Source organism: Halobaculum sp. EA56 (assembly GCF_051195075.1).
GTDB lineage: Archaea > Halobacteriota > Halobacteria > Halobacteriales > Haloferacaceae > Halobaculum.
Genome location: NZ_JBNTJX010000003.1, coordinates 134667 through 156047, shown reverse-complemented (window position 1 = coordinate 156047; position 21381 = coordinate 134667). Strand labels below are relative to the sequence as shown.

General features: G+C 72.4%; 19 protein-coding genes and 1 pseudogene. 14 read left to right on the top strand and 6 right to left on the bottom strand.

Annotated features, from left to right (window positions below; translation table 11 throughout):
• Positions 1–76 precede the first annotated feature (76 nt).
• Both ACQUQ1_RS06530 and hemL read left to right on the top strand, forming a co-directional pair.
• Positions 77–1711, top strand: coding sequence for an ammonium transporter (locus tag ACQUQ1_RS06530; protein ID WP_435063716.1), 1635 nt, complete (start codon positions 77–79; stop codon positions 1709–1711).
• Positions 1712–2077: 366 nt separating this feature from the next.
• Positions 2078–3421 carry a glutamate-1-semialdehyde 2,1-aminomutase gene (hemL, locus tag ACQUQ1_RS06525; protein WP_435063467.1) on the top strand — a complete coding sequence of 448 codons (1344 nt, stop codon included), beginning with the start codon at positions 2078–2080 and terminating at the stop codon, positions 3419–3421.
• A gap of 144 nt (positions 3422–3565) precedes the next feature.
• Here hemL and ACQUQ1_RS06520 read toward each other — a convergent pair whose 3' ends face one another.
• Together ACQUQ1_RS06520 and ACQUQ1_RS06515 are read right to left on the bottom strand one after the other, a co-directional pair.
• Positions 3566–4306 (bottom strand): hypothetical protein, encoded by a 741-nt coding sequence (locus ACQUQ1_RS06520; protein ID WP_435063466.1) that lies wholly within the window; start codon positions 4304–4306, stop codon positions 3566–3568.
• Between the two features lies 1 nt (position 4307).
• Entirely contained in the window at positions 4308–4682 is a 375-nt protein-coding gene (locus ACQUQ1_RS06515; protein WP_435063465.1) for a cupin domain-containing protein, read from the bottom strand.
• 112 nt (positions 4683–4794) lie between these two features.
• Here ACQUQ1_RS06515 and ACQUQ1_RS06510 point away from each other — a divergent pair, with 112 nt between their 5' ends.
• Positions 4795–5016 (top strand): hypothetical protein, encoded by a 222-nt coding sequence (locus ACQUQ1_RS06510; protein ID WP_435063464.1) that lies wholly within the window; start codon positions 4795–4797, stop codon positions 5014–5016.
• 119 nt (positions 5017–5135) lie between these two features.
• Entirely contained in the window at positions 5136–5849 is a 714-nt protein-coding gene (locus ACQUQ1_RS06505; protein ID WP_435063463.1) for a DUF5828 family protein, read from the top strand.
• A 93-nt stretch (positions 5850–5942) separates the two neighbouring features.
• On the opposite strand, the gene ACQUQ1_RS06500 is transcribed toward ACQUQ1_RS06505, so the two are convergent.
• The gene (locus ACQUQ1_RS06500) at positions 5943–6347 is read right to left on the bottom strand and encodes a VOC family protein (RefSeq protein ID WP_435063462.1); all 405 of its coding nucleotides are present in this window, start codon (positions 6345–6347) and stop codon (positions 5943–5945) included.
• 58 nt (positions 6348–6405) lie between these two features.
• Between ACQUQ1_RS06500 and ACQUQ1_RS06495 the strand changes: the two are divergent.
• From ACQUQ1_RS06495 to ACQUQ1_RS06480, 4 genes and pseudogenes are all read left to right on the top strand, one after another.
• Positions 6406–6636: pseudogene (locus ACQUQ1_RS06495) on the top strand (hypothetical protein); the annotation flags it as partial.
• A gap of 179 nt (positions 6637–6815) precedes the next feature.
• Positions 6816–7193, top strand: a complete 378-nt coding sequence (locus tag ACQUQ1_RS06490) for a helix-turn-helix domain-containing protein (protein WP_435063461.1) — start codon at positions 6816–6818, stop codon at positions 7191–7193.
• A gap of 184 nt (positions 7194–7377) precedes the next feature.
• On the top strand, positions 7378–8688 hold the full coding sequence (gene thrC, locus ACQUQ1_RS06485; RefSeq protein WP_435063460.1) for a threonine synthase: 1311 nt from the start codon (positions 7378–7380) through the stop codon (positions 8686–8688).
• Between the two features lie 122 nt (positions 8689–8810).
• On the top strand, positions 8811–9368 hold the full coding sequence (locus tag ACQUQ1_RS06480; protein ID WP_435063459.1) for a hypothetical protein: 558 nt from the start codon (positions 8811–8813) through the stop codon (positions 9366–9368).
• Between the two features lie 22 nt (positions 9369–9390).
• Here ACQUQ1_RS06480 and serA read toward each other — a convergent pair whose 3' ends face one another.
• On the bottom strand, positions 9391–10989 hold the full coding sequence (gene serA, locus ACQUQ1_RS06475) for a phosphoglycerate dehydrogenase (protein ID WP_435063458.1): 1599 nt from the start codon (positions 10987–10989) through the stop codon (positions 9391–9393).
• A 293-nt stretch (positions 10990–11282) separates the two neighbouring features.
• On the opposite strand from serA, the gene serB reads away from it, so the two are divergent.
• Entirely contained in the window at positions 11283–11939 is a 657-nt protein-coding gene (gene serB / locus ACQUQ1_RS06470) for a phosphoserine phosphatase SerB (RefSeq protein WP_435063457.1), read from the top strand.
• A 79-nt stretch (positions 11940–12018) separates the two neighbouring features.
• Complete coding sequence (gene ligA / locus ACQUQ1_RS06465; RefSeq protein ID WP_435063456.1) at positions 12019–14172, top strand: NAD-dependent DNA ligase LigA; 2154 nt, start codon at positions 12019–12021, stop codon at positions 14170–14172.
• A gap of 324 nt (positions 14173–14496) precedes the next feature.
• Here ligA and ACQUQ1_RS06460 read toward each other — a convergent pair whose 3' ends face one another.
• Both ACQUQ1_RS06460 and ACQUQ1_RS06455 read right to left on the bottom strand, forming a co-directional pair.
• Complete coding sequence (locus ACQUQ1_RS06460) at positions 14497–15345, bottom strand: ABC transporter permease (protein WP_435063455.1); 849 nt, start codon at positions 15343–15345, stop codon at positions 14497–14499.
• 43 nt (positions 15346–15388) lie between these two features.
• Positions 15389–16348 carry an ATP-binding cassette domain-containing protein gene (locus ACQUQ1_RS06455; RefSeq protein ID WP_435063454.1) on the bottom strand — a complete coding sequence of 320 codons (960 nt, stop codon included), beginning with the start codon at positions 16346–16348 and terminating at the stop codon, positions 15389–15391.
• Between the two features lie 113 nt (positions 16349–16461).
• On the opposite strand from ACQUQ1_RS06455, the gene ACQUQ1_RS06450 reads away from it, so the two are divergent.
• The 4 genes from ACQUQ1_RS06450 to ACQUQ1_RS06435 all read left to right on the top strand — a co-directional run bounded on the left by ACQUQ1_RS06450 (position 16462) and on the right by ACQUQ1_RS06435 (position 21216).
• Positions 16462–17766 carry an O-acetylhomoserine aminocarboxypropyltransferase/cysteine synthase family protein gene (locus ACQUQ1_RS06450; protein ID WP_435063453.1) on the top strand — a complete coding sequence of 435 codons (1305 nt, stop codon included), beginning with the start codon at positions 16462–16464 and terminating at the stop codon, positions 17764–17766.
• Entirely contained in the window at positions 17763–19103 is a 1341-nt protein-coding gene (gene metX, locus ACQUQ1_RS06445) for a homoserine O-acetyltransferase MetX (protein WP_435063452.1), read from the top strand. The genes ACQUQ1_RS06450 and metX overlap by 4 nt, the downstream gene beginning before the upstream one ends.
• Positions 19104–19214: 111 nt before the next feature.
• Positions 19215–20516: an O-acetylhomoserine aminocarboxypropyltransferase/cysteine synthase family protein gene (locus ACQUQ1_RS06440; RefSeq protein ID WP_435063451.1), complete on the top strand. Its 1302-nt coding sequence runs from the start codon at positions 19215–19217 to the stop codon at positions 20514–20516.
• A gap of 280 nt (positions 20517–20796) precedes the next feature.
• Entirely contained in the window at positions 20797–21216 is a 420-nt protein-coding gene (locus ACQUQ1_RS06435; RefSeq protein WP_435063450.1) for a PPC domain-containing DNA-binding protein, read from the top strand.
• The last annotated feature ends 165 nt before the right edge of the window (positions 21217–21381 follow it).

Below are 21381 nucleotides of genomic sequence, written 5' to 3'. Positions count from 1 at the left end.
ACGAATGCGGAACGAGTGAGGTGGCACGGTGAGTCTCCTGCAGGTCGACCCCGCGGTGCTGGCCGAGGGGGTGAACATGATGTGGGTGCTCGTGGTCACCTTCCTCATCTTCTTCATGCACGCCGGCTTCGCGATGCTGGAGGCCGGGCAGGTGCGCTCGAAGAACGTGGCGAACCAGCTGACGAAGAACCTCCTCACCTGGAGCGTGGGCGTCGTCGCCTTCTTCCTCGTCGGCGCCGGCGTCTCGTCGCTCGTCGGCGGGCTGACCGGCGGCGGGGGCTACTCCATCGCCGAGGCGTTCGGCGTGTTGACGACCGAGAACTCCGCCGACTGGGTCGGCTGGCTCTTCGGCGCCGTCTTCGCGATGACGGCGGCGACCATCGTCTCGGGCGCGGTCGCCGGCCGCATGAAGCTCCGCGCGTACGTGACCTACACGGTCCTGCTGGCGGCGGTCATCTACCCGGTCGTCACCGGCCTGACGTGGGCGGGCGGCTTCCTCGCCTCGCTCGGCTTCGCCGACTTCGCGGGCGGGATGATCGTCCACGGGATGGGCGGCATCGCCGGCCTGACGGCGGCGTACGTCGTCGGCCCGCGCCTGGGCCGCTACAACGAGGACGGGTCGGTGAACGTCATCCCGGGCCACTCGATGACGTTCGCGGTGCTGGGCACGCTCGTGCTGGCGTTCGGCTGGTACGGCTTCAACGTCGGCACCGCGGCCTCGGTGTTCGCCGTCGAGAACGGCGAGCTCACGCTCGGGGCGTTCTCCTACGTCGGGCGCGTCGCGCTGACGACGACGCTCGGCATGGCCGCCGGCGCCATCGGCGCGGGCGCGCTCTCGCTGTACAAGACCGGGAAGGTCGACACGCTGTACGTCGCCAACGGGCTCCTGGCGGGCCTCGTCGGCGTCACCTCGAACACGGACGCGATCGTCTGGCCCGGCGCGCTGGTCATCGGCCTGCTCGCCGGCGCCCAGCTCCCCATCGTCTTCGAGTTCGTCGAGAAGCGCCTCAAGATCGACGACGTCTGCGCGGTGTTCCCGGTCCACGGGAGCGCCGGCGTGCTCGGCGCGGTGCTGCTGCCGTTCTTCGCGGTCGACGGCTTCACCGTGAGCGCGCTCGTCGCGCAGGTCGTCGGCGTCGGCGTCATCGCGGTCTGGACGGTCGCCGCGACCGGCCTCGTCTTCGGCGTCATCAAGGCGCTGGGCGAGATCCGCGTCACCCGCGACCACGAGCTCGAGGGGCTCGACTCCTCCGAGCACGGCGTCGACACCTACCCCGAGTTCGGCCGCCCCGACACGGCCGCCGACGGCGGCTTCGTCGAGGACGAGAGCGGCGTCATCCGCGCCGACGGCGGCGAGGCGAACGACGGCGGCATCAAGATGGTGACCGCCTTCATCCGCCCGGACAAGCTCTCGGCGGTCAAGACCGGCCTCGCGGAGATCGGCGCGCCCTCGCTGACGGTGACGAACGTCTCCGGCCGCGGCAGCCAGCCCGCCAAGAAGGGCCAGTGGCGCGGCGAGGAGTACACGGTCGACCTCCACCAGAAGGTGAAGATCGAGTGCGTCGTCGCGGACATCCCCGCCGGCGACGTGGCCGAGGCGATCAGCGAGGCCGCACAGACCGGCGAGAAGGGCGACGGCAAGGTGTTCGTCCTCCCCGTCGAGGACGCCTACCAGATCCGGACCGGCGAGCGGGGGCGCAGCGCGGTGTAGGCCCCCACGCACGCGACCGGGTCGGGTCCCCGATCCGGTCCGCCGATCGCCGATCCGCATCGCCCGCACACCGACCTCGGTCCGCACCCCGCACGCGGCGCGGACGCGGCCGCCGGGGGCGACGCGACGGAGGACCCCACTGGTACTGGTGCTCCCTCCGCGCGCCCGCCACCGTGTCACGTTCCGTGTCACCGCCCCCGCGGCCGCCGTAGCCGCCTGCCGGGTGACGCGTCCGGCTACCCGCGACGGGCCCGCCAGGCCGTCGCGGTTCGTCACCCGTTTCGATACCACACACCCGACCCGCCCAGCGGCGGCGTCCGCCGCGACCCAGTAACTACTTTCGGCGTCACACCCCAAGGGCGGCGTATGAACCACGACCGTTCGCGCGAGCTGTACGACCGCGCGCTCTCGGTGCTGGCGGGCGGCGTGAACTCCTCGGTTCGCGCGACCCGACCGTACCCGTTCGTCGTCGAGCGCGGCGACGGCGCCCACGTGATCGACGCCGACGGCAACCGCTACCTCGACTACGTGATGGGGTACGGCCCGCTCCTGTACGGCCACGACCCGCCCGAGCGGGTGCAGTCGGCGGTCCAGCGCCACGCCAGCCAGGGCCCGATGTACGGCGGCCCCACGGAGGTGGAGGTGAAGCACGCCGAGTTCGTCGCCCGGCACGTCCCGTCGGTGGAGATGCTCCGGTTCGTCAACTCGGGCACGGAGGCCACCGTCTCGGCGGTCCGCCTCGCCCGCGGGTACACCGGGCGCGACGAGATCGTGATCATGCAGGGCGGCTACCACGGCGCCCAGGAGTCGACGCTGGTGGAGGCCGGCGACGACCCGTACCACACCCACCCCTCCTCGCCGGGCATCCCCGACGAGTTCGCCGAGCACACGATCGCCGTCCCGTTCAACGACGAGGACGCGATCCGGGAGGTGTTCGCCGAGCGCGGCGACGAGATCGCGGCGGTCATGACCGAGCCGATCCTGGCGAACTCGGGCATCGTCCACCCGGTCGAGGGCTACCACGAGACGCTCCGGGACCTCTGTGACGACCACGGCTCGCTGCTGATCTTCGACGAGGTGATCACCGGCTTCCGCGTCGGCGGCCTCCAGTGCGCCCAGGGGAAGTTCGGCGTCACCCCCGACGTGACCACCTTCGGGAAGATCATCGGCGGCGGCTTCCCCGTCGGCGCGATCGGGGGCAAAGCCGAGGTCATCGAGCACTTCACGCCCGGCGGCGACGTGTTCCAGTCGGGCACCTTCTCGGGCCACCCGGTGACGATGGCCGCCGGCCACGAGTACCTGAAGTACGCGGCCGAACACGACGTCTACGACCACGTGAACGAACTCGGCGAGCGGCTCCGCTCGGGGATCCGGGACATCTGCGAGGACCAGGCGCCCGAGTACACCGTCGTCGGCACCGACTCGATGTTCAAGACGGTGTTCACCCGCGAGGCGCCCGACACCTTCGAGGGGCACTGCGAGGGCGGCTGCCGCCAGCGCGAGTCGTGTCCCCGCTTCGAGGCCTGCCCGAAGACCGGCGCCGACGTCGCCCGGGCGGCCACCGAGCGCTGGGAGCGCGTGTTCTGGCAGGAGATGAAGGACTGCGGGATCTGGCTGACGGCGAACCAGTTCGAGTCGCAGTTCGTCTCCTACGCCCACACCGAGGCGGACGTCGAGGAGACGCTGGAGGCGTACAAGGAGGCGCTGTAGGCCGGCGACCGTGGGGGCCCCGACCCGACTCGACCCGACTCGACCCGACTCGACCCGACCCGACTCGACCCGACTCGACCCGACCCGACTCGACCCGACTCGACCCGACTCGACCCGACCCGACTCGACCCGACTCGACCCGATCTACCCCCTGAGCCGGCGGAGCAGCCGCGAGACGAGCCCGCCGGACCGGCGCTCGGGCACGTCGTCCCACAGCGTGAACGCCGCGACCACGTCCGCCTCGCGGCTGGCGACCGCCTCCTCGCGCTCGGGCGCGACGACGCCGAGGGTGATCTCGTAGTGGCCGTAGTACCCCAGCTTCAGTAGCTGGCGCTCGCGGAAGTCGACGACGAACTCCCGGACGTCCTCGGGGATCTCCGGGGCGACGAGGACGAACGAGAAGTCGGTCCCGAAGTGCTCCTCGTCGGCCTCGACGCGCTCGTCGGCCAGCCGGTGGCCGAGGTCGACGAGCCGCTCCAGCTCCCGGACGGTCGCCGAGTCGACCCGGCGGGCGAACAGGTGCTCGTCGCTGTGGTGGTTTGCGTAGTCGAGCGACGGGTGGAAGAACTCCTTCTGGGAGGCGATCCGCATGTTCCCGTAGAGGTCGAACCGCTCGCCGAGCGCGCGGTGGTCGCGCTCGAGGTCGTAGTTGAACATGAGGCGGTCGCTGACGCGGTCGAGGTACTCGTCGTCCCACACGGGGACGTCCTCGTAGGCGTCGCCGTCGAGTACCCGCCCGTGCTCGTCGGTCCGCGGCTCCTCGCCGTCCGCCCCGGTTGCCCCGGCCGTCGCCGGGTCGACGCCGCCGCCGAGCGCGCCGCCGGGGTCGTCCCCGCCGCCGTCGGCGGCCCCGCCCGGTCGCCCGCCGCCCTCGTCCTCGCTCATCTCACGACTCCGGCTCGTACGGGTGGACGTCGTCGACGGCGGGCGCGCCGACGGCGAGCGTCGTCACCGGCGCGTCGGCGTCCGCGGGGTTGTGCGCCCGTTGCGGGCTCTCAGGCTCGACCGCGAACAGCGACCCCTCAGGCACCTCGTAGGTCCCCTCGGGGGTCTCGACGTGGAGCGTCCCCTCGATCACGTAGAACAGCTCCTCCTGATCGTCGTGGTAGTGGTACGCCAGCGGGATCTCCTCGCCCGGCTCGGCGCGGAACCAGTTGGCCGCCATCTCCTCGAAGCCGGCGGCCTCGCTCACGCGTCTGAGCTCGCAGGGACGATCCGGCACCGGTTCCAGTTCGTCCGGGGTCACGACGTGGTATCCCATACCTCGCGGGAAGCCCACGGGGATGAAAAGCCCGTCGTCCGCGGTCGTCCGCGGCGACGACATCCGCGCGGAGGGTTTATCACCGTCGTCCACGACGGTGTGACCGATCACCATGGGATTCGGCGAACGTGAGACGTGCGGCCGGTGCTCGATGACGACGGTCGTCGACGCGACCGAGGACGGCGAAGGGGCGGCCGACCGCGACCCCTTCGGAGAGGAGCGCATCGAGGTCGACGACGACCAGCTCCGGCGGGCCTCGCCCGGCGCGTGGCTCGGCGGCGTCGTCTCGAAGATCGACGACGTGGCGACCCGGCTCACGTACGGCAAGCGGTGACCGCGGCGCCGCCCGCCGGACCGGACCGAGCCGTCGCCCGGCCGGCGGCCGCGTCCGACGGGCGCGTGACGATGGAGAGACGCTTATCCCGCTTCGGGTCGTAGCCGGCGCTCAATCGCATGGAAGAGAGCATCTCCGGCTTCAAGGTCCGCGGCGAGTGGGGCGACGTCGTCGAGCACGGCGAGCGCATCACTCGCGCCCTCCACGAGGCCGGGGCGCCGGACGTCGACCGCGACGCCTTCGAGGAGTGGGACGAGTGGCGCCCCAAGGCGCACGAGCGGCTCGGCGAGGACGTCAACGAGAAGACCGCCGACCAGGCCAGCGTCGCCGAGGGGAAAGGCGAGAAGGAGGGGAAGAGCCCCGAGGAGGACCTCCAGACCGCCGGCGAGAAGCTCTCGGAGTCGTACGAGCGCGTCGAGGACGGCGACAACGACGGCGCGCTCGACTCCTGGAAGGACTCCATCGACCACGTCGCCCGCGCGGCCGACTCCGCCGGCCGGAAGGCCGTCCGGAAGTTCGAGAACACCGTCTACCGGCGGGTCATGACCCAGATGGCGCCGTACTACTTCGACAACGAGCTCGTCTCGGCGAACATCCAGAAGTCCACCCGTGGCGAGGGCGGCCCGGAGTTCATCTTCGAGGTGAACGTCAACGACGACGACCTGAAGGACGAGGTGTCCGAGCGGCTCGCCGGCTACGAGGACGACGTGGACCGCTGGCACGTCGACACGCCGAAGGAGGTCGAGGGCGCCGAGGCCGCCGAGGGCGCCGAGGCGCCCACGGAGACGGTCGAGGAGGGCAACGAGGGGGAGTCCAGCCCGACGACGAACTGAGGCCGCGCCGTCGGCCGTCTCGGTCGGCGTCGGGGTGGAGAAGCCCGACGACGAACTGAGGTCGCTCCGGCGACCGGGACGGTCGGCGCCCCCCTACTCCGTCGCGACCGGCTCCTTCAGCTCCACCCGGTAGCCGAACGGGTCACGGACGTACACCGCGCCCGCCTCCCCGGTCGCCCCCAGCGGGCTGTCCAGTTCCGTCTCGACGTCGATCCCGGCGGCCGCGAGGCGGTCCTTCACCGTCTCGACGTCCTCCTCGACGACGAGCGCGACGTGGTCGTAGTTCGTCGCCTCCGGCGGCTCGAAGTCCTCCGTGGGCCACAGGTGGATCACGTGTTCCGGGGCGAGGCGCACGTCGAAGAACGGCTTCTCGCCCGACTCGAAGCGGTCGACGCCCTCCAGGTCGAGGCCGAGGCCGTCGGCGTAGAAGGCGCGCGCGTCGGCCAGCCCGTCCCCGGGGATCCGGAGGTTCACGTGGTCGATGGTGCGGACGTTCACGGCGGGAACTCCGGGCGGGGAGACAAGAAACATAACGCCGGCCCGCGCAGTTCCGGGCATGCAGCCGCTCGAAGTCGACGCCGGCGAGCTCACGGCCGAGGAGATCATCGACGCCCTCCGGGAGGGGCGCCGGGTCGTCGTCACCGCCGACCTGTTCGGGAGCGAGCGGAAGCTCACCCTCCGTCACGACGGGGAGACGTACTACTGCGACACGCCCACGCGGCTCCACAAACACGACGACGAGGACGGGATGCTCACCTGTATCCGGCGGATGGGCTACGCCCGGGACGACGGGGAGGGGGCGGACGCGAGCGACGAGGCCGGAGCGGAGCCGGGCGACCGAGACGGGACGGACGCCGCCGAGTCCGAAGCGGAGCGGTGAGCTCCGGGCCCGCCGGCCGGCGGCGACGGCGATACCGTCGGGGACCGCCGGGGTTTATTCACGGAGGCGCCGTCGGTACGGACGACATGAGCGAGACGCCGGACATGGAGGACCTCATCGACACGAACGACCCCAGCTTCGGCCACGTGATGGCGTGCGTCTTCGGCATCCAGGAGCACGAGAGCCGGACGTACCTCCGCCTGCTGGAGAACCCCGGCAGCACCGTCGAGGAGCTCGCGGACGTGCTGGAGCGCGACCGGTCGAACGTGAACCGCTCGCTCACGACGCTCCTGGAGAAGGGGCTGGCCGAGCGCGAGCGCCGGCTGCTCGACCCCGGCGGCTACGTGTACCAGTACACCGCCACGCCGCTGCCGGAGGCGAAGGAACTCCTCCACGAGGCGCTCGACGAGTGGGCCGAGACGGTCCACGAGGTCATCGAGGAGTTCGGCGAGGAGACGGAGTAGCGGCCCCGGCCCCCGGTCCGTCCGGGTTCGCGGATCGTCTCGCTCTACTGTCGGGGCGGGGCGGCACGGGACCGCTCCGCCGTCCGCCGGGGCCTCCCGTCGGTCGGCCCCGCGCCGTTCGCCATCGCTGGCACTACCCGCCACGAACGGCCGACTTTTACCCGGCGAGTTCGACCGCTACCGCATGAGCCTCTCCCTCGACGCGCCGGCCCAGGACGCCCCGGCGGTCGCCGACGACGACGTCTGGCTGGAGTGTATCGCGTGCGGCGCGCAGTTCGCCCCCTTCGACGCCGTCCGCTTCACCTGCAACGACTGCGACGGCCTGCTGGAGGTCCGCTACGCGGACCCGCCGACGTTCGCCGACTTCGAGGGCGAGGGAGTCTGGCGGTACGCGGCCGCGCTTCCCTTCGAGGAGGGCGAGGCGCGGAGCGCCTCGGACGGAGCCGCCGGAGGCGGCGGAGCGTGGTACTCGCTGCCGGAGGGCGACACCCCCCTCCACGAGGTGCCGCGGCTCAGCGAGGACCTCGGCGTGAACCGCCTCCGGATCAAACACGAGGGGATGAACCCGACCGGCTCGTTCAAGGACCGCGGGATGACCGTCGGCGTCCGCGTCGCGCGCGAGCTCGGCGTCGGCCGGCTCGCGTGCGCCTCCACCGGCAACACCTCCGCCGCACTGGCCGCCTACGGCGCCCGCGCGGGCATGGAGACGCTCGTGTTGCTCCCGGCGGGGAAGGTCGCCGCCGGCAAGGTCGCGCAGGCGAGCCTCCACGACGCGCGCATCCTCGAGGTCGACGGCAACTTCGACGCCTGCCTCGACATCGTGCAGGACCTCGCGGCCCGCGGGGAGGTGTACCTGCTCAACTCGCTGAACCCGTTCCGGCTGGAGGGCCAGAAGACGATCGGCTTCGAGATCCTCGAGGAGTTCCGCGAGGACTACGGCCGCCTCCCCGACCGGATCGTCCTCCCCGTCGGCAACGCGGGCAACACCGCGGCGCTGTACAAGGCGTTCCGCGAGCTCGTCGCCGCCGGCGCGATGGACGCCGACGAGGTGCCCGCGCTGACGGGCGTGCAGGCCGCCGGCGCGGCGCCGATGGTCGAGGCCATCGAGAACGGCGCCGACGAGGTGCGCCGCTGGGAGTCGGTGGAGACGCGCGCGACCGCCATCCGCATCGGCAACCCGGTGAACGCCCCGAAGGCGCTGCCGGGGATCCGCGCGACCGGCGGCACCGCCGTCGCCGTCGACGACGAGGCGATCACCGAGGCGCAGCGCGACCTCGCCCGCGAGGGCGTGGGCGTCGAGCCCGCCTCCGCCGCCTCCGTCGCCGGCCTCCGGAAACTCCGCGAGGCGGGCCGCGTGGACGCCGACGAGGACGTGGTGTGTCTCACGACCGGCCACCTGCTGAAGGACCCCGACGCCGCCTACGAGGCCGGCGGCGATCCCGAGCCCGTCGACAACTCCACCGAGGCGGTGCTGGAGCACATCGGCGCGAAGTAGGCCGGCGGCGACCCGGCCGACCGTCTCCGGACTCCCGCGCGTTATCCGGATCGCCCGCGTGACTCGCCCGTCACCCGCGCGTCCGACGCGGGTTTTTGCGGCCTCGGGTGGTACATGTGAACATGGCGAGGGACCCAGGAGACCGGGGACCGTCGGCGGACGCGGGGCGAGCGCCGCGAGGGCGGACGGCGGGGCGCGAGACGGCGGAACGGGCGGTCGATCGGGAGGCGACGGAGCGCGAGGCGGACGGGGAGGGGACGACGGGACGGGCGGCGATCGGTCGGACCGCGGCGGAGCAGGAGGCGACGGACCGCGAGACGCCGACCGACGGGGTCGAGTCGACGGCGGGACGGGCGACCGCGGAGGCGGTCGAGGAACTGCGCGCGGAGAACGAGCGGCTTCGGAACCGACTGGCGGCGCGGCGGCGCGAGCGGGAGGGGATCGTCGACCACTACGAGGCGCTGCTGGACGCCGCCCGCGACGGCTCCGACGGCCCCGACGGAAGCGACGGGGGGACCCACCCCGACCGCGTCGGCCGGGGACAGCGACCCGACGGGACCGGCGGGGAGGACGAGGGAGAACGGGAGCGAGACGGGGACGGAAGCGGGGGCGGCGTGAGTCACGGGCCGCCCGAGCGGTCGGTGCTCGAACGGGTCCTGGACCGCCTGCGACGCCCCTGAGCCGGGGTCGCCGACGGCCGGGTCAGCCGCTCTCCTCGCGGCCGTCGAGCGTGATCCGGGTCACCGAGATGATCCGGTCGTCGGCCATGAGACGCTCGACGGCGTCCTCGGGGAGCGGGTCGTCGAGGTTGTAGACGGTGAGCGCCTCGCCGCCGATGGTCTCGCGGGCGTTGAACATCCCCGCGATGTTGACGTCGGCGTCGCCGAGGACGGTCCCGATGAGGCCGATGACGCCCGGCTCGTCGCGGTTGCGCGCGACGAGCATCTGGCCGTACGGCCGGGCGTCGACGCGGTAGCCGTCGATGCGGACGATCCGGGGGTCGTCGCCGGCGAACAGCGTCCCGCAGACGGACAGCTCCGTGTCGCCGTCCTTCACGGTCACCGTGACGAGGCTCTGGAAGTCCTCGGCCTGGCGGGTCTTGCTCTCGGTGACCTCGATGCCGCGGTCCTTCGCGAGCTGCGGTGCGTTGACCGCGTTCACCTCGTACTCCAGCGGCGAGAACACGCCCTTCAGCGCGCTGGCTGTGACGAGCTCGACGTCCTCGGCGGCGATGTCGCCCTCGTAGTGGACCTCGACGCCGGAGATGCGCTCGCCGAGCAGCTGGGCGGCGATCTTGCCGGCGGTCTCGGCCACGTCGAGGTACGGCTCGATGCGCGGGAACGCCGACTCGTCGACCGAGGGGGCGTTGAGCGCGTTGACGACCGGCTCGTCCTCGAAGGCCGCAAGCACCTGCTTGGCGGTGTCGACGGCGACGTTCTCCTGGGCGGCCTCCGTGCTCGCGCCGAGGTGGGGCGTGACGATGACGTCGTCCACGTCGAGCAGCGGCGAGTCCGCCGGGAGGGGCTCCTCGGCGAACACGTCCAGCGCCGCGCCGGGGACGGGGCCGTCCTCGACGGCCTCGGCGAGGGCGTCCTCGTCGACGATGCCGCCGCGCGCGCAGTTGACGAGGTAGGCGTCGCCCATCGTCTCCAGCTCCTCGGCGCCGATCATCCCCTCCGTCTCGGGGAGCAGCGGCGTGTGGATGGTGACGAAGTCGGCGCGGGCGAGGCAGTCGTCGAGGTCGTCGACGAGCTCGGCGCCGAACTGGGCGGCGCGCTCCTCGTTGATGTACGGGTCGTAGACGACCAGATCCATCCCCAGCGAGTCGAGGCGCTTGGCGACCTCCTGGCCGACGCGCCCGAGGCCGACGATGCCGAGCGTCTTGTTGTTCACCTCCCGGCCGAGGTAGTCGCCCTTTGCCCACTCGCCCTCCTTGAGGCGGCCGTGCGCCTGCGGGATGGAGCGGGCGACCGCGAACGTCATGGCGACGGTGTGCTCGGCGGCCGCGCGGACGTTCCCCTCCGGCGCGTTCGCGACGACGACGCCGTGATCGGTCGCCGCCTCGATGTCGATGTTGTCGACGCCGATGCCGGCGCGCCCGACGATCACCAGCTCGGGGGCCGCCTCGAACACCTCGGCGGTCACCTCCGTCCCCGACCGCACGATCAGCGCATTCGCGTCGGCGACGGCCTCCAGCAGCGCCTCCCCCTCCAGTTCGTAGCCCGTGACGACCTCGTGGCCTGCGTCTCGGAGCGTCTCGATCCCCGCGTCGGCGATGGGGTCCGTGACGAGTACCTTCATGCCCGACCGGAGTTCCGGCGCGTGGTAAAGGCTTTCCACCTCGGCGGAACTCGCCCGGCGGAACTGTCCACGTAGATGGATATGTCACTCCCTCCGTCCGGGAGTAGGTACCACGTGTGTGTATTATCCGGCGGGCGCTGTGCCGGTGCTGCCGCGGCGACGGGACGCCGGCGAGGACCGTCCGAGCGGCCGCCCCGGGGCCGGTGACCGGGGGGCGAGCCCGGCCGGACGGTCGGTCCCGGAACGCTCGCCCGAGCCGGGGAGTTGAAGCCCCGGCCGCCGAACCGTGAGCCATGACGCGACTCGTGGCCTTCGACTTCGACGGGACGCTCTCGGACTCGGAGATGACGGTGCTGCTGGGCGAGCGGTGCGGCGTCGCCGACGAGATGGCCGACATCACCGAGCGGGCGATGAACGACGAACTCAGCTACGCCGAGAGCCTCCGGAGGCGCGCGGCGCTGCTGGAGCACCTGGAGGAGGCGGACGCCGAGGCGGCGTACGGAGCGGTCGAACTCCGCGAGGGCGCCGCCGACGTGATCGGGCGCCTGCGCGAGCGGGGGCACTACGTCGCCATCTTCACCGGCGGCTTCGAGCGCGGCGTCGCCCGCGCGCTGGAGAGCGCCGGCGCCGAGGTCGACGAGATCGTCGCCAACCGCCTGCCGATCCGGGGCGGCAGGCTGACCGGCGAGGTCGAGGGGCCGCTCGTCGAGGGGACGAAGGACGAGCAACTGGAGCGCGTCGCCGACGAGCAGGGCGTCCCGATGACCCGGACCGTCGCCGTCGGCGACGGCGCAAACGACCTCCCGATGCTGGAGGTGGCGGGGCTGGCCGTCGGCTACGAGCCCAAGCCCGCGGTCGAGCCGGCGTGCGACGCGGTCGTGGAGTCGATGTTCGAGCTCGCGGACCTGTTCGAGGCCGAGGGCGTCCTCGTCGGCGACGGCGGGGCGTAGGCCCCGGCGGGGAGACGATCGCCGCCGAGCGCGCGTCGCCTTCGATGGATTGAGGCGGGGACCGCCCCAAGCGCCGGCGATGAGCACGCCCGCGGAGGTCGACGCCGACGACCTGCGGTTCGCCGACCCGGACAACCCCTACCTGACGGACCCCGACACCGACTTCGCGCCCGTCGAGGACCTCGACGCCGACGAGGCCGAGCGCGAGGCCGCCCTGCTCCGGGCGGCGGTCCGCGAGCACGACTACCGCTACTACGCCGAGAACGACCCGCTGGTCGCCGACCGGACGTACGACGCGCTGTTCTCGCGGCTGGCGGAGCTGGAGGACGCCTTCGACCTCGACACGTCGGAGTCGCCGACGCGCCGCGTGGGGGGCGGCACCCTCGACGAGCTGGAGACGGTCGAGCACGCCGCGCCGATGCTGTCGATCGACCAGTCGGGCGACGCCGAGGACGTGCGCGAGTTCGACGAGCGCGTCCGGCGCGAACTGGGCGCGGACGCGGAGGTGACCTACTCGTGCGAGCCGAAGTTCGACGGCCTCTCGGTCGAGGTGGTGTACGAGGACGGGCGCTACGTGCAGGCGGCCACGCGCGGCGACGGCCGCGAGGGCGACGACGTGACCGAGCAGGTGCGGACGGTCCGCTCGGTCCCCGAGCGCCTCGGGGGCGACCCGCCCGGGACGCTGGCAGTTCGCGGGGAGGTGTTCATCCCCCGCGACGCCTTCCAGGAGCACAACCGCGAGCGCGTCGAGGCGGGCGAGGAGCCGTTCGCGAACCCCCGCAACGCCGCCGCGGGCACCCTCCGACAGCTGGACATCGACGCCGTCGCCGAGCGGCCGCTGGACTGCTTCTTCTACGACGTGCTCGGGTGGGAACCGGACAGCGACGCCGATCCGAACGCCCCGGCCCGTCCCGACACCCATCTCGGGGAACTGGACGCGCTGGACTCGTTCGGCCTGCACGTGAACGACCGGGCCGAACTCGCAGCCGACATCGAGGCGGCGATCGACTACCGCGACCGCCTCGCCGAGGAGCGCGAGGACCTCAACTACGAGATCGACGGCGTCGTGATCAAGGTGAACGACCGCGCCGCCTGCGAGGAGCTGGGGACGAAGGCCCGGAGCTACCGCTGGGCGTTCGCCTACAAGTTCCCCGCGCGCCACGAGGTGACGACCGTCGAGGACATCGTGGTGCAGGTGGGCCGCACCGGGCGGCTCACCCCGGTTGCGCTCCTCGACCCGGTCGACGTGGGCGGGGTGACGGTCTCGCGGGCGACGCTGCACAACCCCGACGAGATCGAGTCGCTCGGCGTGAACGTCGGCGACGAGGTGCGCGTGAAGCGCGCCGGCGACGTGATCCCGCAGGTCGCCGAGGTGGTCGAGTCCCGCAGCGACGCCCCCTACGAGTTCCCCGGGGAGTGTCCCGCCTGCGGCAGCGAGGTGGAGCGCGACGGGCCGCTCGCGTTCTGCCCGAACGGGCTGGCGTGTCCCGCCCAGGCCGAGCGCGCGGTCGTCCACTACGCCAGCCGCGGAGGGCTCGACATCGAGGGGCTGGGCGAGGAGTCGGTCGAACAGCTCCGGGAGGCGGGGCTCGTCGAGACCATCCCGGACCTGTACCGCCTGCCCGACCGCCGGGAGGAACTCGCCGCGCTGGAGGGGTGGGGCGAGACGAGCGCGGACAACCTGATCCGCGAGATAGAGGCCAGCACCGAGCCGGAGTTGGCGGAGTTCCTCGCGGCGCTCGGCATCCACGAGGTGGGCGAGGCGACCGCCCGCCGGCTCGCGCGCCACTTCGGCACCTTCGAGGCCGTCCGGACGGCGAGCGAGGAGGAGCTACAGGCGGTCGACGACATCGGCGAGACGGTCGCGCGGACGGTCCGCGACTTCTTCGAGGCCGAGCAGAACGCCCGCGTCATCGACGACCTCCTCCGGTACGTCGACCCCCAGCCCGACGACACCGAGACGGGCGACGCCCTCGACGGGCGCACCTTCGTGTTCACCGGGTCGCTGTCGACCACTCGCAGCGAGGCACAGGACCTGGTGGAGGCGCACGGCGCGAACGCGACCTCGTCGGTCTCTGGCAACACGGACTACCTCGTCGTCGGCGAGAACCCGGGGACGAGCAAGCGCGAGGACGCCGCGGCGAACGACGTGCCCGAACTGGACGAGGAGGCGTTCGCCGACCTCCTCGCGGACCACGGTATCGAGTGGCCGCCCGAAGAAGGGGAGGAATAGAGAACGGCGGTGGCGCGCGGCGGCGGGCCTCTGTGCCCGCCGGGAGCGCGCGAGGGATGAACGAGGAGCGAACGGGGTGAGCGACGAGTGAATCGGCTGGGGAGGTCGTGGCTGCCGTGCGGTGCTGTCGGGCGGGACTGAAAGGGGCCGGCGCTCCCGACGAAGCACGGCGACGCAAGCACCGCAGCGGAGGGAGCGGTAGCGACCGTAGCGAGGAGCGCAGCGAGCCGCGCGAGTCGAGAGCGTCGGGGGCTTTCGCGAGCGACAGCGCGGGCACCTCGACACTGACGAGAACGACGAGAGCGAATCCGGTTCGGTGGGAGTCTACAGGTCCTCGCCCTCGAACCGCCACAGTCCGAGCAGCGGCGGCACCAGCAGCCACGCCGCCAGCATCGCGAACGCCGCGATCTCCATCTGCGTCCCGTACTGGCCGGCCGCCTCGGTCCCGCCCCGTCCGGCGGCGAACAGGAGTCCGCCGACGAACTCGCCGGAGACGATCTTGAACGAGCCCGTGGGGTTGATCAGCCGGAGCAGCCGCAGCAGCTCCGAGCCGGCGATGGGGAGCCAACCCGGGCCGCCCGTCCCCAGGTACAGCCGCAGGGGGAACTGGATGGCGCCCCACAGCGGGACGAACAGGAAGTAGAGCCCGACGGCGCCGCCGATGGCGAGCCGGTTCGACGCCACCGCCGACGAGAAGCCGACGGCGATGGCGACGAACGCCGACGACAGCAGCAGCGTCAGCAGGATGTAGCCGAGGAACGTCCCGACCTGCAGCGACAGCGGGCCGATCGCGGCCACCAGCGCCGGCAGGAGGAACCCCACCGACACCGGGACGGCGATGGCGCCGGCGCGGCCGACCACCTTGCCGAACACCACGTCCGCCCGCGAGTGCGGCAGCGCGAGCAGCAGCTTCAGCGACCCCGACTCGCGCTCGCCGACGACGGCGTTGTACGAGACGACCAGCGCGATGAGCGGGATGAGCGTCGTGACGAGCGCGTCGCGGACGAAGATCGATCCGAGCAGCGCGCTCGTCGAGAGCGTCTGTCCCTCCCCCGGGCGGACGAGGTAGACGACCACCGAGACGAGCAGGACGAAGAACGCCGTCAGCCCCAGCAGCCAGCGCGAGCGGACGGCGTCCTGGAAGTCCTTGCGCGCGACGGCCTCCAGGCTCACGCCGACCACCCCCGGGGGCCGACCGCCGCGTCGCCGGCCGGCGTCATTCGGCCACCCCCGTGTCGGCGGCGGTGGCGTCGCCGCCGTCGGTCCCGGCGCCGCCGTCCTCCGCGTACGTGAGGAACAGGTCCTCCAGGCTCGCCTCCTCGGTGGTGAAGTCCTTCACCGTGACGCCGGCGTCCTCTAACGCCCCGATCACCTTCGTCTTCGCGTCGCTCTCACAGGAGACGGAGACGGTGCCGCCGTCGGTCGCCGCCGAGGAGACGCCGGCGAGCGCGCGGACGCCCTGCAGATCCTCCTCGCTGGCGGCGTCGACAGTGACGACCAGTTGCTCCTCGCCGCCGACGGCCTCGCGCAGGCCCTCGATGGAGTCCTCGGCGACGAGTTCGCCCTCGCGCAGGATGCCGACGCGGTCGCAGACGGCCTCGACCTGCCCGAGCACGTGGCTGGAGAAGAACACCGTCGCGCCGCGGTCGGCCTCGGTTCGGACGATCTCGCGCATCTCCTTGGCGCCGGTCGGGTCCAGCCCCGAGGAGGGCTCGTCGAGGATGAGGATCTCGGGCTCGCCGACGAGCGCCATCCCGAGGACGAGCCGCTGGCGCATCCCCTTGGAGTAGTCGCCCGCGCGGCGGTCGGCGGCGTCGGCGATCCCGACGCGCTCCAGCACGGCGTCCACGTCGCCATCGAGCTCCTTCGATCGCATGGCGAACTCGACGTGCTGGCGGCCGGTGAGCCGCTCGTACACGTCGTACCCCTCCGGGAGGACGCCCGTACGGCGGCGCACCTCCACCGACTCCGCCTGCGCGTCCCGCGAGAGCACCCGCACGGTGCCGCTCGTCGGGCGGACGAAGTCGAGGAGCATGTTGATCGTCGTGGACTTGCCGGCGCCGTTCGGACCGAGGAAGCCGAACACCTCGCCCTCCTCGACCGCGAGGTCGAGGTCGCGGACGGCCGTGACGTCGCCGTACCGCTTCGTGACTCCCTCCAATTCGATGGCGGCCATATACCGCCCGCTTCCGCCGGTCTCCGCTTTAGGCTTTGGGAGTCCGTTCGTCACCCGGCAGACGTTGCCGTAACTGGCGCGCATAACCGTCCGGGGGAATATTCCCGTCGTACATGACCGACGACGCCGACGCGCCGCGGGGCGACTGGCGCGAGCGGACGCGGGCGCTCCACGCCGGCTGGCGGGGGGATCCCGCGACCGGCGCCCGCGCGCCGCCGATCTATCAGACCACCTCCTACTCGTTCCCCGACGCCGACACCGCCGCCGACCTGTACGCCCTGGAGCGCGAGGGCGACGTGTACACGCGCATCTCCAACCCAACGACCCGGGTGCTGGAGGAGCGCCTTGCGGACCTGGAGGGGGGAACCGACGCCGTCGCCACCGCCTCGGGGATGGCCGCCATCGACACGGCGACGAGCCTGCTCGCCCGCGCCGGCGACAACGTCGTCGCCAGCGCCGACATGTACGGCGGCACGAGCGCCTACCTCGCGCACATCGCCTCCCGCCGCGGCGTCGAGACGCGGACGGTCGACACCCTCGAGTACGACGCCTACGAGGAGGCCGTCGACGACGACACCGCCTTCGTCCACGTCGAGACGCTGGCGAACCCCTCGCTCGTCACGCCCGACTTCGAGCGGGTCGCCGACATCGCCCACGAGCACGCCGTCCCGCTGGTCGTCGACAACACGTTCGGGACGCCGGCGCTGTGCAACCCGATCGACCACGGCGCCGACGTCGTGTGGAACTCCACCACCAAGTGGATCCACGGCGCGGGCACCACGGTCGGCGGCGTCCTCGTCGACGGCGGCACCTTCCCGTGGGATCACCCGGACGCCGACTACCCGGAGCTGTCGGGGGAGAACCCCGCCTTCGGCGTCGACTTCTCCGAGCGATTCGGCGAGCGGGCGTTCGCGCAGGTCGCGCGCCACCGCGGCGTCCGCGCCCTCGGGAACCCGCAGTCACCCTTCGACGCCTGGCAGACCCTCCAGGGCCTCTCGACGCTCCCCATCCGCATGGAGAAGCACTGCGAGAACGCCCGGATCGTCGCCGAACACCTCCGCGACCACCCCGCGGTCGCGTGGGTGACGTACCCGGGCTTCGAGGACCACCCGACCCACCGCAACGCCGCCGAGTACCTCGACGACTTCGGCGGCATGGTCGTGTTCGGGCTGGAGGACGGCTTCGTCGCCGGGAAGCGGCTCTGCGAGGAGGTGGAACTGATCTCGTTCCTCGCGAACATCGGCGACGCGCGGTCGCTGCTCATTCACCCCGCGAGCACGACCCACGCCCAGCTCACCGAGGAGGAACAGGCGGCCGCGGGCGTCAGCCCGGACCTGCTTCGCCTGTCGGTCGGCATCGAGGACCCCGCCGACATCGTGGCCGACCTCGACCGCGCCATCGCGGAGGCGACGCGATGACGGCCGTCGAGTCCGTCGGCGAGTTCCGCTTCGAGTGCGGCGAGTCCGTGTCAGACCTCACGCTCGCGTACGAGACGTACGGCGAGTTCGACGGTGATAACGCGGTGCTCGTCTGTCACGCCCTCACCGGAAGCCAGCACGTCTCGAACGCCCCCCGCAGCGAGGAGCACGACGCCGACGCCGTCGGCGGCGGCGCGGACGGGGGCGACGACGCGGGCGGCGAGGGCGACGACGAGGAAGGCGGAAGCGACGCCGACGCCGGGGACGGCCCGACGGGCACCCCGGGCGTCCAGACGGCGGGGCAGGCCCGCGCGTGGTGGGACGACGTGGTCGGGCCGGGGAAGGCCATCGACACGACCGAGTACTACGTCGTCTGCGTGAACGTCCCCGGCTCCTGTTACGGCTCATCGGGGCCGCCGTCGGAGGGCCCGGACGGCGAGCCGTGGGGCACCGACTTCCCGCCGGTGACGGTCGGCGACTGGACGCGCGCCCAGCGGCGGCTCCTCGACCGGATCGGCGTCGGCCGCCTGCACGCCGTCGTCGGCGGCAGCGTCGGCGGCATGAACGCAGTCGACTGGGCGAAGCGCTACCCGGACGACGTACGCCGCGTGGCCGCCGTCGCGACGGCGCCGCGGCTGGACACGCAGTGCCTCTCGCTCGACGCGATCGCGCGACGAGCCATCACCACGGACCCGAACTGGAACGGCGGCGACTACTACGGCGCCGACCGACCGAACCCGGACGACGGGCTCGCGCAGGCCCGCCGGATCGGCCACGTGATGTACCTCTCGAAGGCGTCGATGGCGCGGAAGTTCGGCCGCCGCGCGGCCGGCCGCGGCGCCTTCGGCGACGCGCCGCCGGACCCGACGGGCCGGTTCTTCCCCTACCGCGAGGTGGAGTCGTACCTGGATTACAACGCCGACTCGTTCACCGGCCGGTTCGACGCCAACAGCTACCTCTATCTCACCCGCGCGATGGACGAGTACGACCTCGCGGCCGGCTACGGCTCCGACGCGGAGGCGCTGGCCGCCTTCGAGGGCGAGTTGCTCGCGCTGTCGTTCACGGGCGACTGGCACTTCACCGTCGAGGAGTCGCGCCTGCTCGCCGAGGCCGCCCGCGAGGCGGAGGTGCCGACGGCCCACCACGTCGTCGAGTCCGACCACGGCCACGACGCGTTCCTCGTCGAACCCGAGTCCGTGGGGCCGCCGCTGCGCGACTTCCTCGCCGACGGCGTCGACGGGCGCGCCGTCCGCGACGAGGGCGAGGAGGACCCCGCCGAGGAGCGCGCGGGGGGGCCCGAGCGCGCGCCGGTCCACGCGAGCCTGTTTCCGGGATAATATCCCACGGACGATCGCCCGACTCGAACACGTTCGGGCGCGTCCGGAACGCCGGCGATTCTCCGTGGCGACGGTAGCGGTTAGCCGTCGGCCCCGGTAGTGCGGACCGACATGTCGGAGGGAGATACCGACGGCTACGGCTTCCGAACGCGCAGCGTCCACGAGGGGGCGGAACCCGACCCGGCCACGGGCGCGCGGGCGCCGCCGATCCAGCAGACGACCTCCTACGTGTTCGACGACGCCGACCACGCCGCGCGGCTGTTCGCGCTGGAGGAGGAAGGGTACATCTACAGCCGGCTGCTCAACCCCACGGTCGCGCGCCTCGGCGAGCGCCTCGCGTCGCTGGAGGGCGGCGTCGGCGCCGTCCCGACCGCCTCCGGGATGGCGGCGTTCGACCTCGCGACGTTCCTGCTCGCCTCCGCCGGCGACAACGTCGTCTCCGCGTCGTCGCTGTACGGCGGCACCTACACCTACCTCACGCACACGGTGGAGCGACGGGGGATCGAGACGCGCTTCGTCGACACGCTCGACTACGACGCCTACGCAGACGCGATCGACGGCGACACCGCGTTCGTCCACCTGGAGACGATCGGAAATCCGGCGCTCGTCACCCCGGACATCGAACGGGTCGCCGGGATCGCCCACGAGCACGGCGTCCCGCTGTTCGTGGACAACACGTTCGCGACGCCGCACCTCTGCCGGCCGGTCGAGCACGGCGCCGACCTCGTGTGGGAGTCGACGACCAAGTGGATCCACGGCTCCGGCTCCACGGTCGGCGGCGTGCTCGTCGACGGCGGCTCGTTCCCGTGGGGAGAGCACGCGGGCCGGTTCCCGGAGCTTGGCGCCGACAACCCCGCCTACCACGGCGTCAACTTCGCCGAGCGGTTCGGGGAGGCCGCGCTCACCTACGCCGCCATCGCGCGCGGCCTGCGCGACCTGGGAAGCGCGCAGTCGCCGTTCGACGCGTGGGTGACGATGCAGAAACTGGAGTCGCTGCCGATGCGGATGGACCGCCACTGCGCGAACGCACGGCAGGTCGCCGAGCACCTCGCCGATCACCCGGCCGTCGAGTGGGTGACGTACCCGGGGCTCCCGGACCACGAGACCCACGCGGAGGCGTCGGAGTACCTCGACGGCGGCTACGGCGGCATGATCGCCTTCGGGCTGGCGGACGGCTACGAGGCCGCCCGGGGCACCGTCGAGAACACCGAGCTCGCGTCGTTGCTGGCGAACGTCGGCGACGCCAAGACGCTCGTGATCCACCCGGCGAGCACCACCCACCAACAGCTCACCGAGGAGGAGCGGCTGGCCGCGGGCGTCACCGACGACATGGTCCGGCTCTCGGTCGGCGTGGAGGACCCCGACGACATCGTCGCCGACCTCGACCGCGCCATCGCGGAGGCGACGCGGTAGTCGCGGCTCCGGAGGGGCTGACAGGCGGCCCGGGCGACCCGGCCGGTCGCGGCGGCGGTCGGATCGGGTCGAGGCGCCGACGGTCGGGCCGCGCGCCCGCCTCGCCGTCGGCGGCAGTTCTCAGCGTCGCATCGGCGCGACTGGTCCCGTATTCCTATTTGAACCGTCGCCCCGCTCCGTGCGACGAGACACGGCGGCCGGCGAGGTCGCCGGCGAGCGGGTGCCGGCCGGGTCTGTCGCGGCGGCAACGTTTTACTGCCGGTCGGTCGACGGGTCGCGCATGAACTACCGCGAGGTGGAGGCGACCGGGGAGTACCTGGCGAGTCTGGACAACGGGGCGGACTGGCGCGAGGAGATCGAATCGCTCGCCGACGAGGTGGAGGCGGACGCGGCGTGGTTCAACGCCATGGGCGCCGTGCAGGACGCCGAGGTGTGGTTCTACGACCAGGACGACACGGAGTACCGGTCGGTGTTCTTCGACGAGGCGCTGGAGGTGGCCGCCTGCGTGGGCAACGTCGCGTGGCTGGACGGCGAGCGCTTCGCCCACACCCACGCGGTGCTCTCGCGCCGCAGCGGGCAGGCGCTGGCGGGCCACCTGAACGCGGGGACCGTGTTCGCGGGCGAGGTGTACCTCCGCGCGTTCGAGGAGCCGCTGGAGCGCGAGCACGACGAGGTGACCGACCTCGACCTCTGGCTGTAGGGGCACCGGGGGACGGGTCCGGCTCGACGGGAGCCGACGGGTGAGTGGGACGCGAACCGCTTATCACCCTCCCCCGCACAGGAAGGTGACGTGCACGGACGACCCCGACACGCGGGCCGAGGCGGCGCGACCGCCGTCGACGCGACGCCGGCTCCGGGGTCGTCG

What these genes read in the sequence shown, in the direction of transcription:
- ACQUQ1_RS06530 (WP_435063716.1), top strand. Translation starts at nt 77, where the DNA reads ATGATGTGGGTGCTCGTGGTCACCTTCCTCATCTTCTTCATGCACGCC.
- hemL (WP_435063467.1), top strand. Translation starts at nt 2,078, where the DNA reads ATGAACCACGACCGTTCGCGCGAGCTGTACGACCGCGCGCTCTCGGTG.
- ACQUQ1_RS06520 (WP_435063466.1), bottom strand. Translation starts at nt 4,306, where the DNA reads ATGAGCGAGGACGAGGGCGGCGGGCGACCGGGCGGGGCCGCCGACGGC.
- ACQUQ1_RS06515 (WP_435063465.1), bottom strand. Translation starts at nt 4,682, where the DNA reads ATGGGATACCACGTCGTGACCCCGGACGAACTGGAACCGGTGCCGGAT.
- ACQUQ1_RS06510 (WP_435063464.1), top strand. Translation starts at nt 4,795, where the DNA reads ATGGGATTCGGCGAACGTGAGACGTGCGGCCGGTGCTCGATGACGACG.
- ACQUQ1_RS06505 (WP_435063463.1), top strand. Translation starts at nt 5,136, where the DNA reads ATGGAAGAGAGCATCTCCGGCTTCAAGGTCCGCGGCGAGTGGGGCGAC.
- ACQUQ1_RS06490 (WP_435063461.1), top strand. Translation starts at nt 6,816, where the DNA reads ATGAGCGAGACGCCGGACATGGAGGACCTCATCGACACGAACGACCCC.
- thrC (WP_435063460.1), top strand. Translation starts at nt 7,378, where the DNA reads ATGAGCCTCTCCCTCGACGCGCCGGCCCAGGACGCCCCGGCGGTCGCC.
- ACQUQ1_RS06480 (WP_435063459.1), top strand. Translation starts at nt 8,811, where the DNA reads ATGGCGAGGGACCCAGGAGACCGGGGACCGTCGGCGGACGCGGGGCGA.
- serA (WP_435063458.1), bottom strand. Translation starts at nt 10,989, where the DNA reads ATGAAGGTACTCGTCACGGACCCCATCGCCGACGCGGGGATCGAGACG.
- serB (WP_435063457.1), top strand. Translation starts at nt 11,283, where the DNA reads ATGACGCGACTCGTGGCCTTCGACTTCGACGGGACGCTCTCGGACTCG.
- ligA (WP_435063456.1), top strand. Translation starts at nt 12,019, where the DNA reads ATGAGCACGCCCGCGGAGGTCGACGCCGACGACCTGCGGTTCGCCGAC.
- ACQUQ1_RS06455 (WP_435063454.1), bottom strand. Translation starts at nt 16,348, where the DNA reads ATGGCCGCCATCGAATTGGAGGGAGTCACGAAGCGGTACGGCGACGTC.
- ACQUQ1_RS06450 (WP_435063453.1), top strand. Translation starts at nt 16,462, where the DNA reads ATGACCGACGACGCCGACGCGCCGCGGGGCGACTGGCGCGAGCGGACG.
- metX (WP_435063452.1), top strand. Translation starts at nt 17,763, where the DNA reads ATGACGGCCGTCGAGTCCGTCGGCGAGTTCCGCTTCGAGTGCGGCGAG.
- ACQUQ1_RS06440 (WP_435063451.1), top strand. Translation starts at nt 19,215, where the DNA reads ATGTCGGAGGGAGATACCGACGGCTACGGCTTCCGAACGCGCAGCGTC.
- ACQUQ1_RS06435 (WP_435063450.1), top strand. Translation starts at nt 20,797, where the DNA reads ATGAACTACCGCGAGGTGGAGGCGACCGGGGAGTACCTGGCGAGTCTG.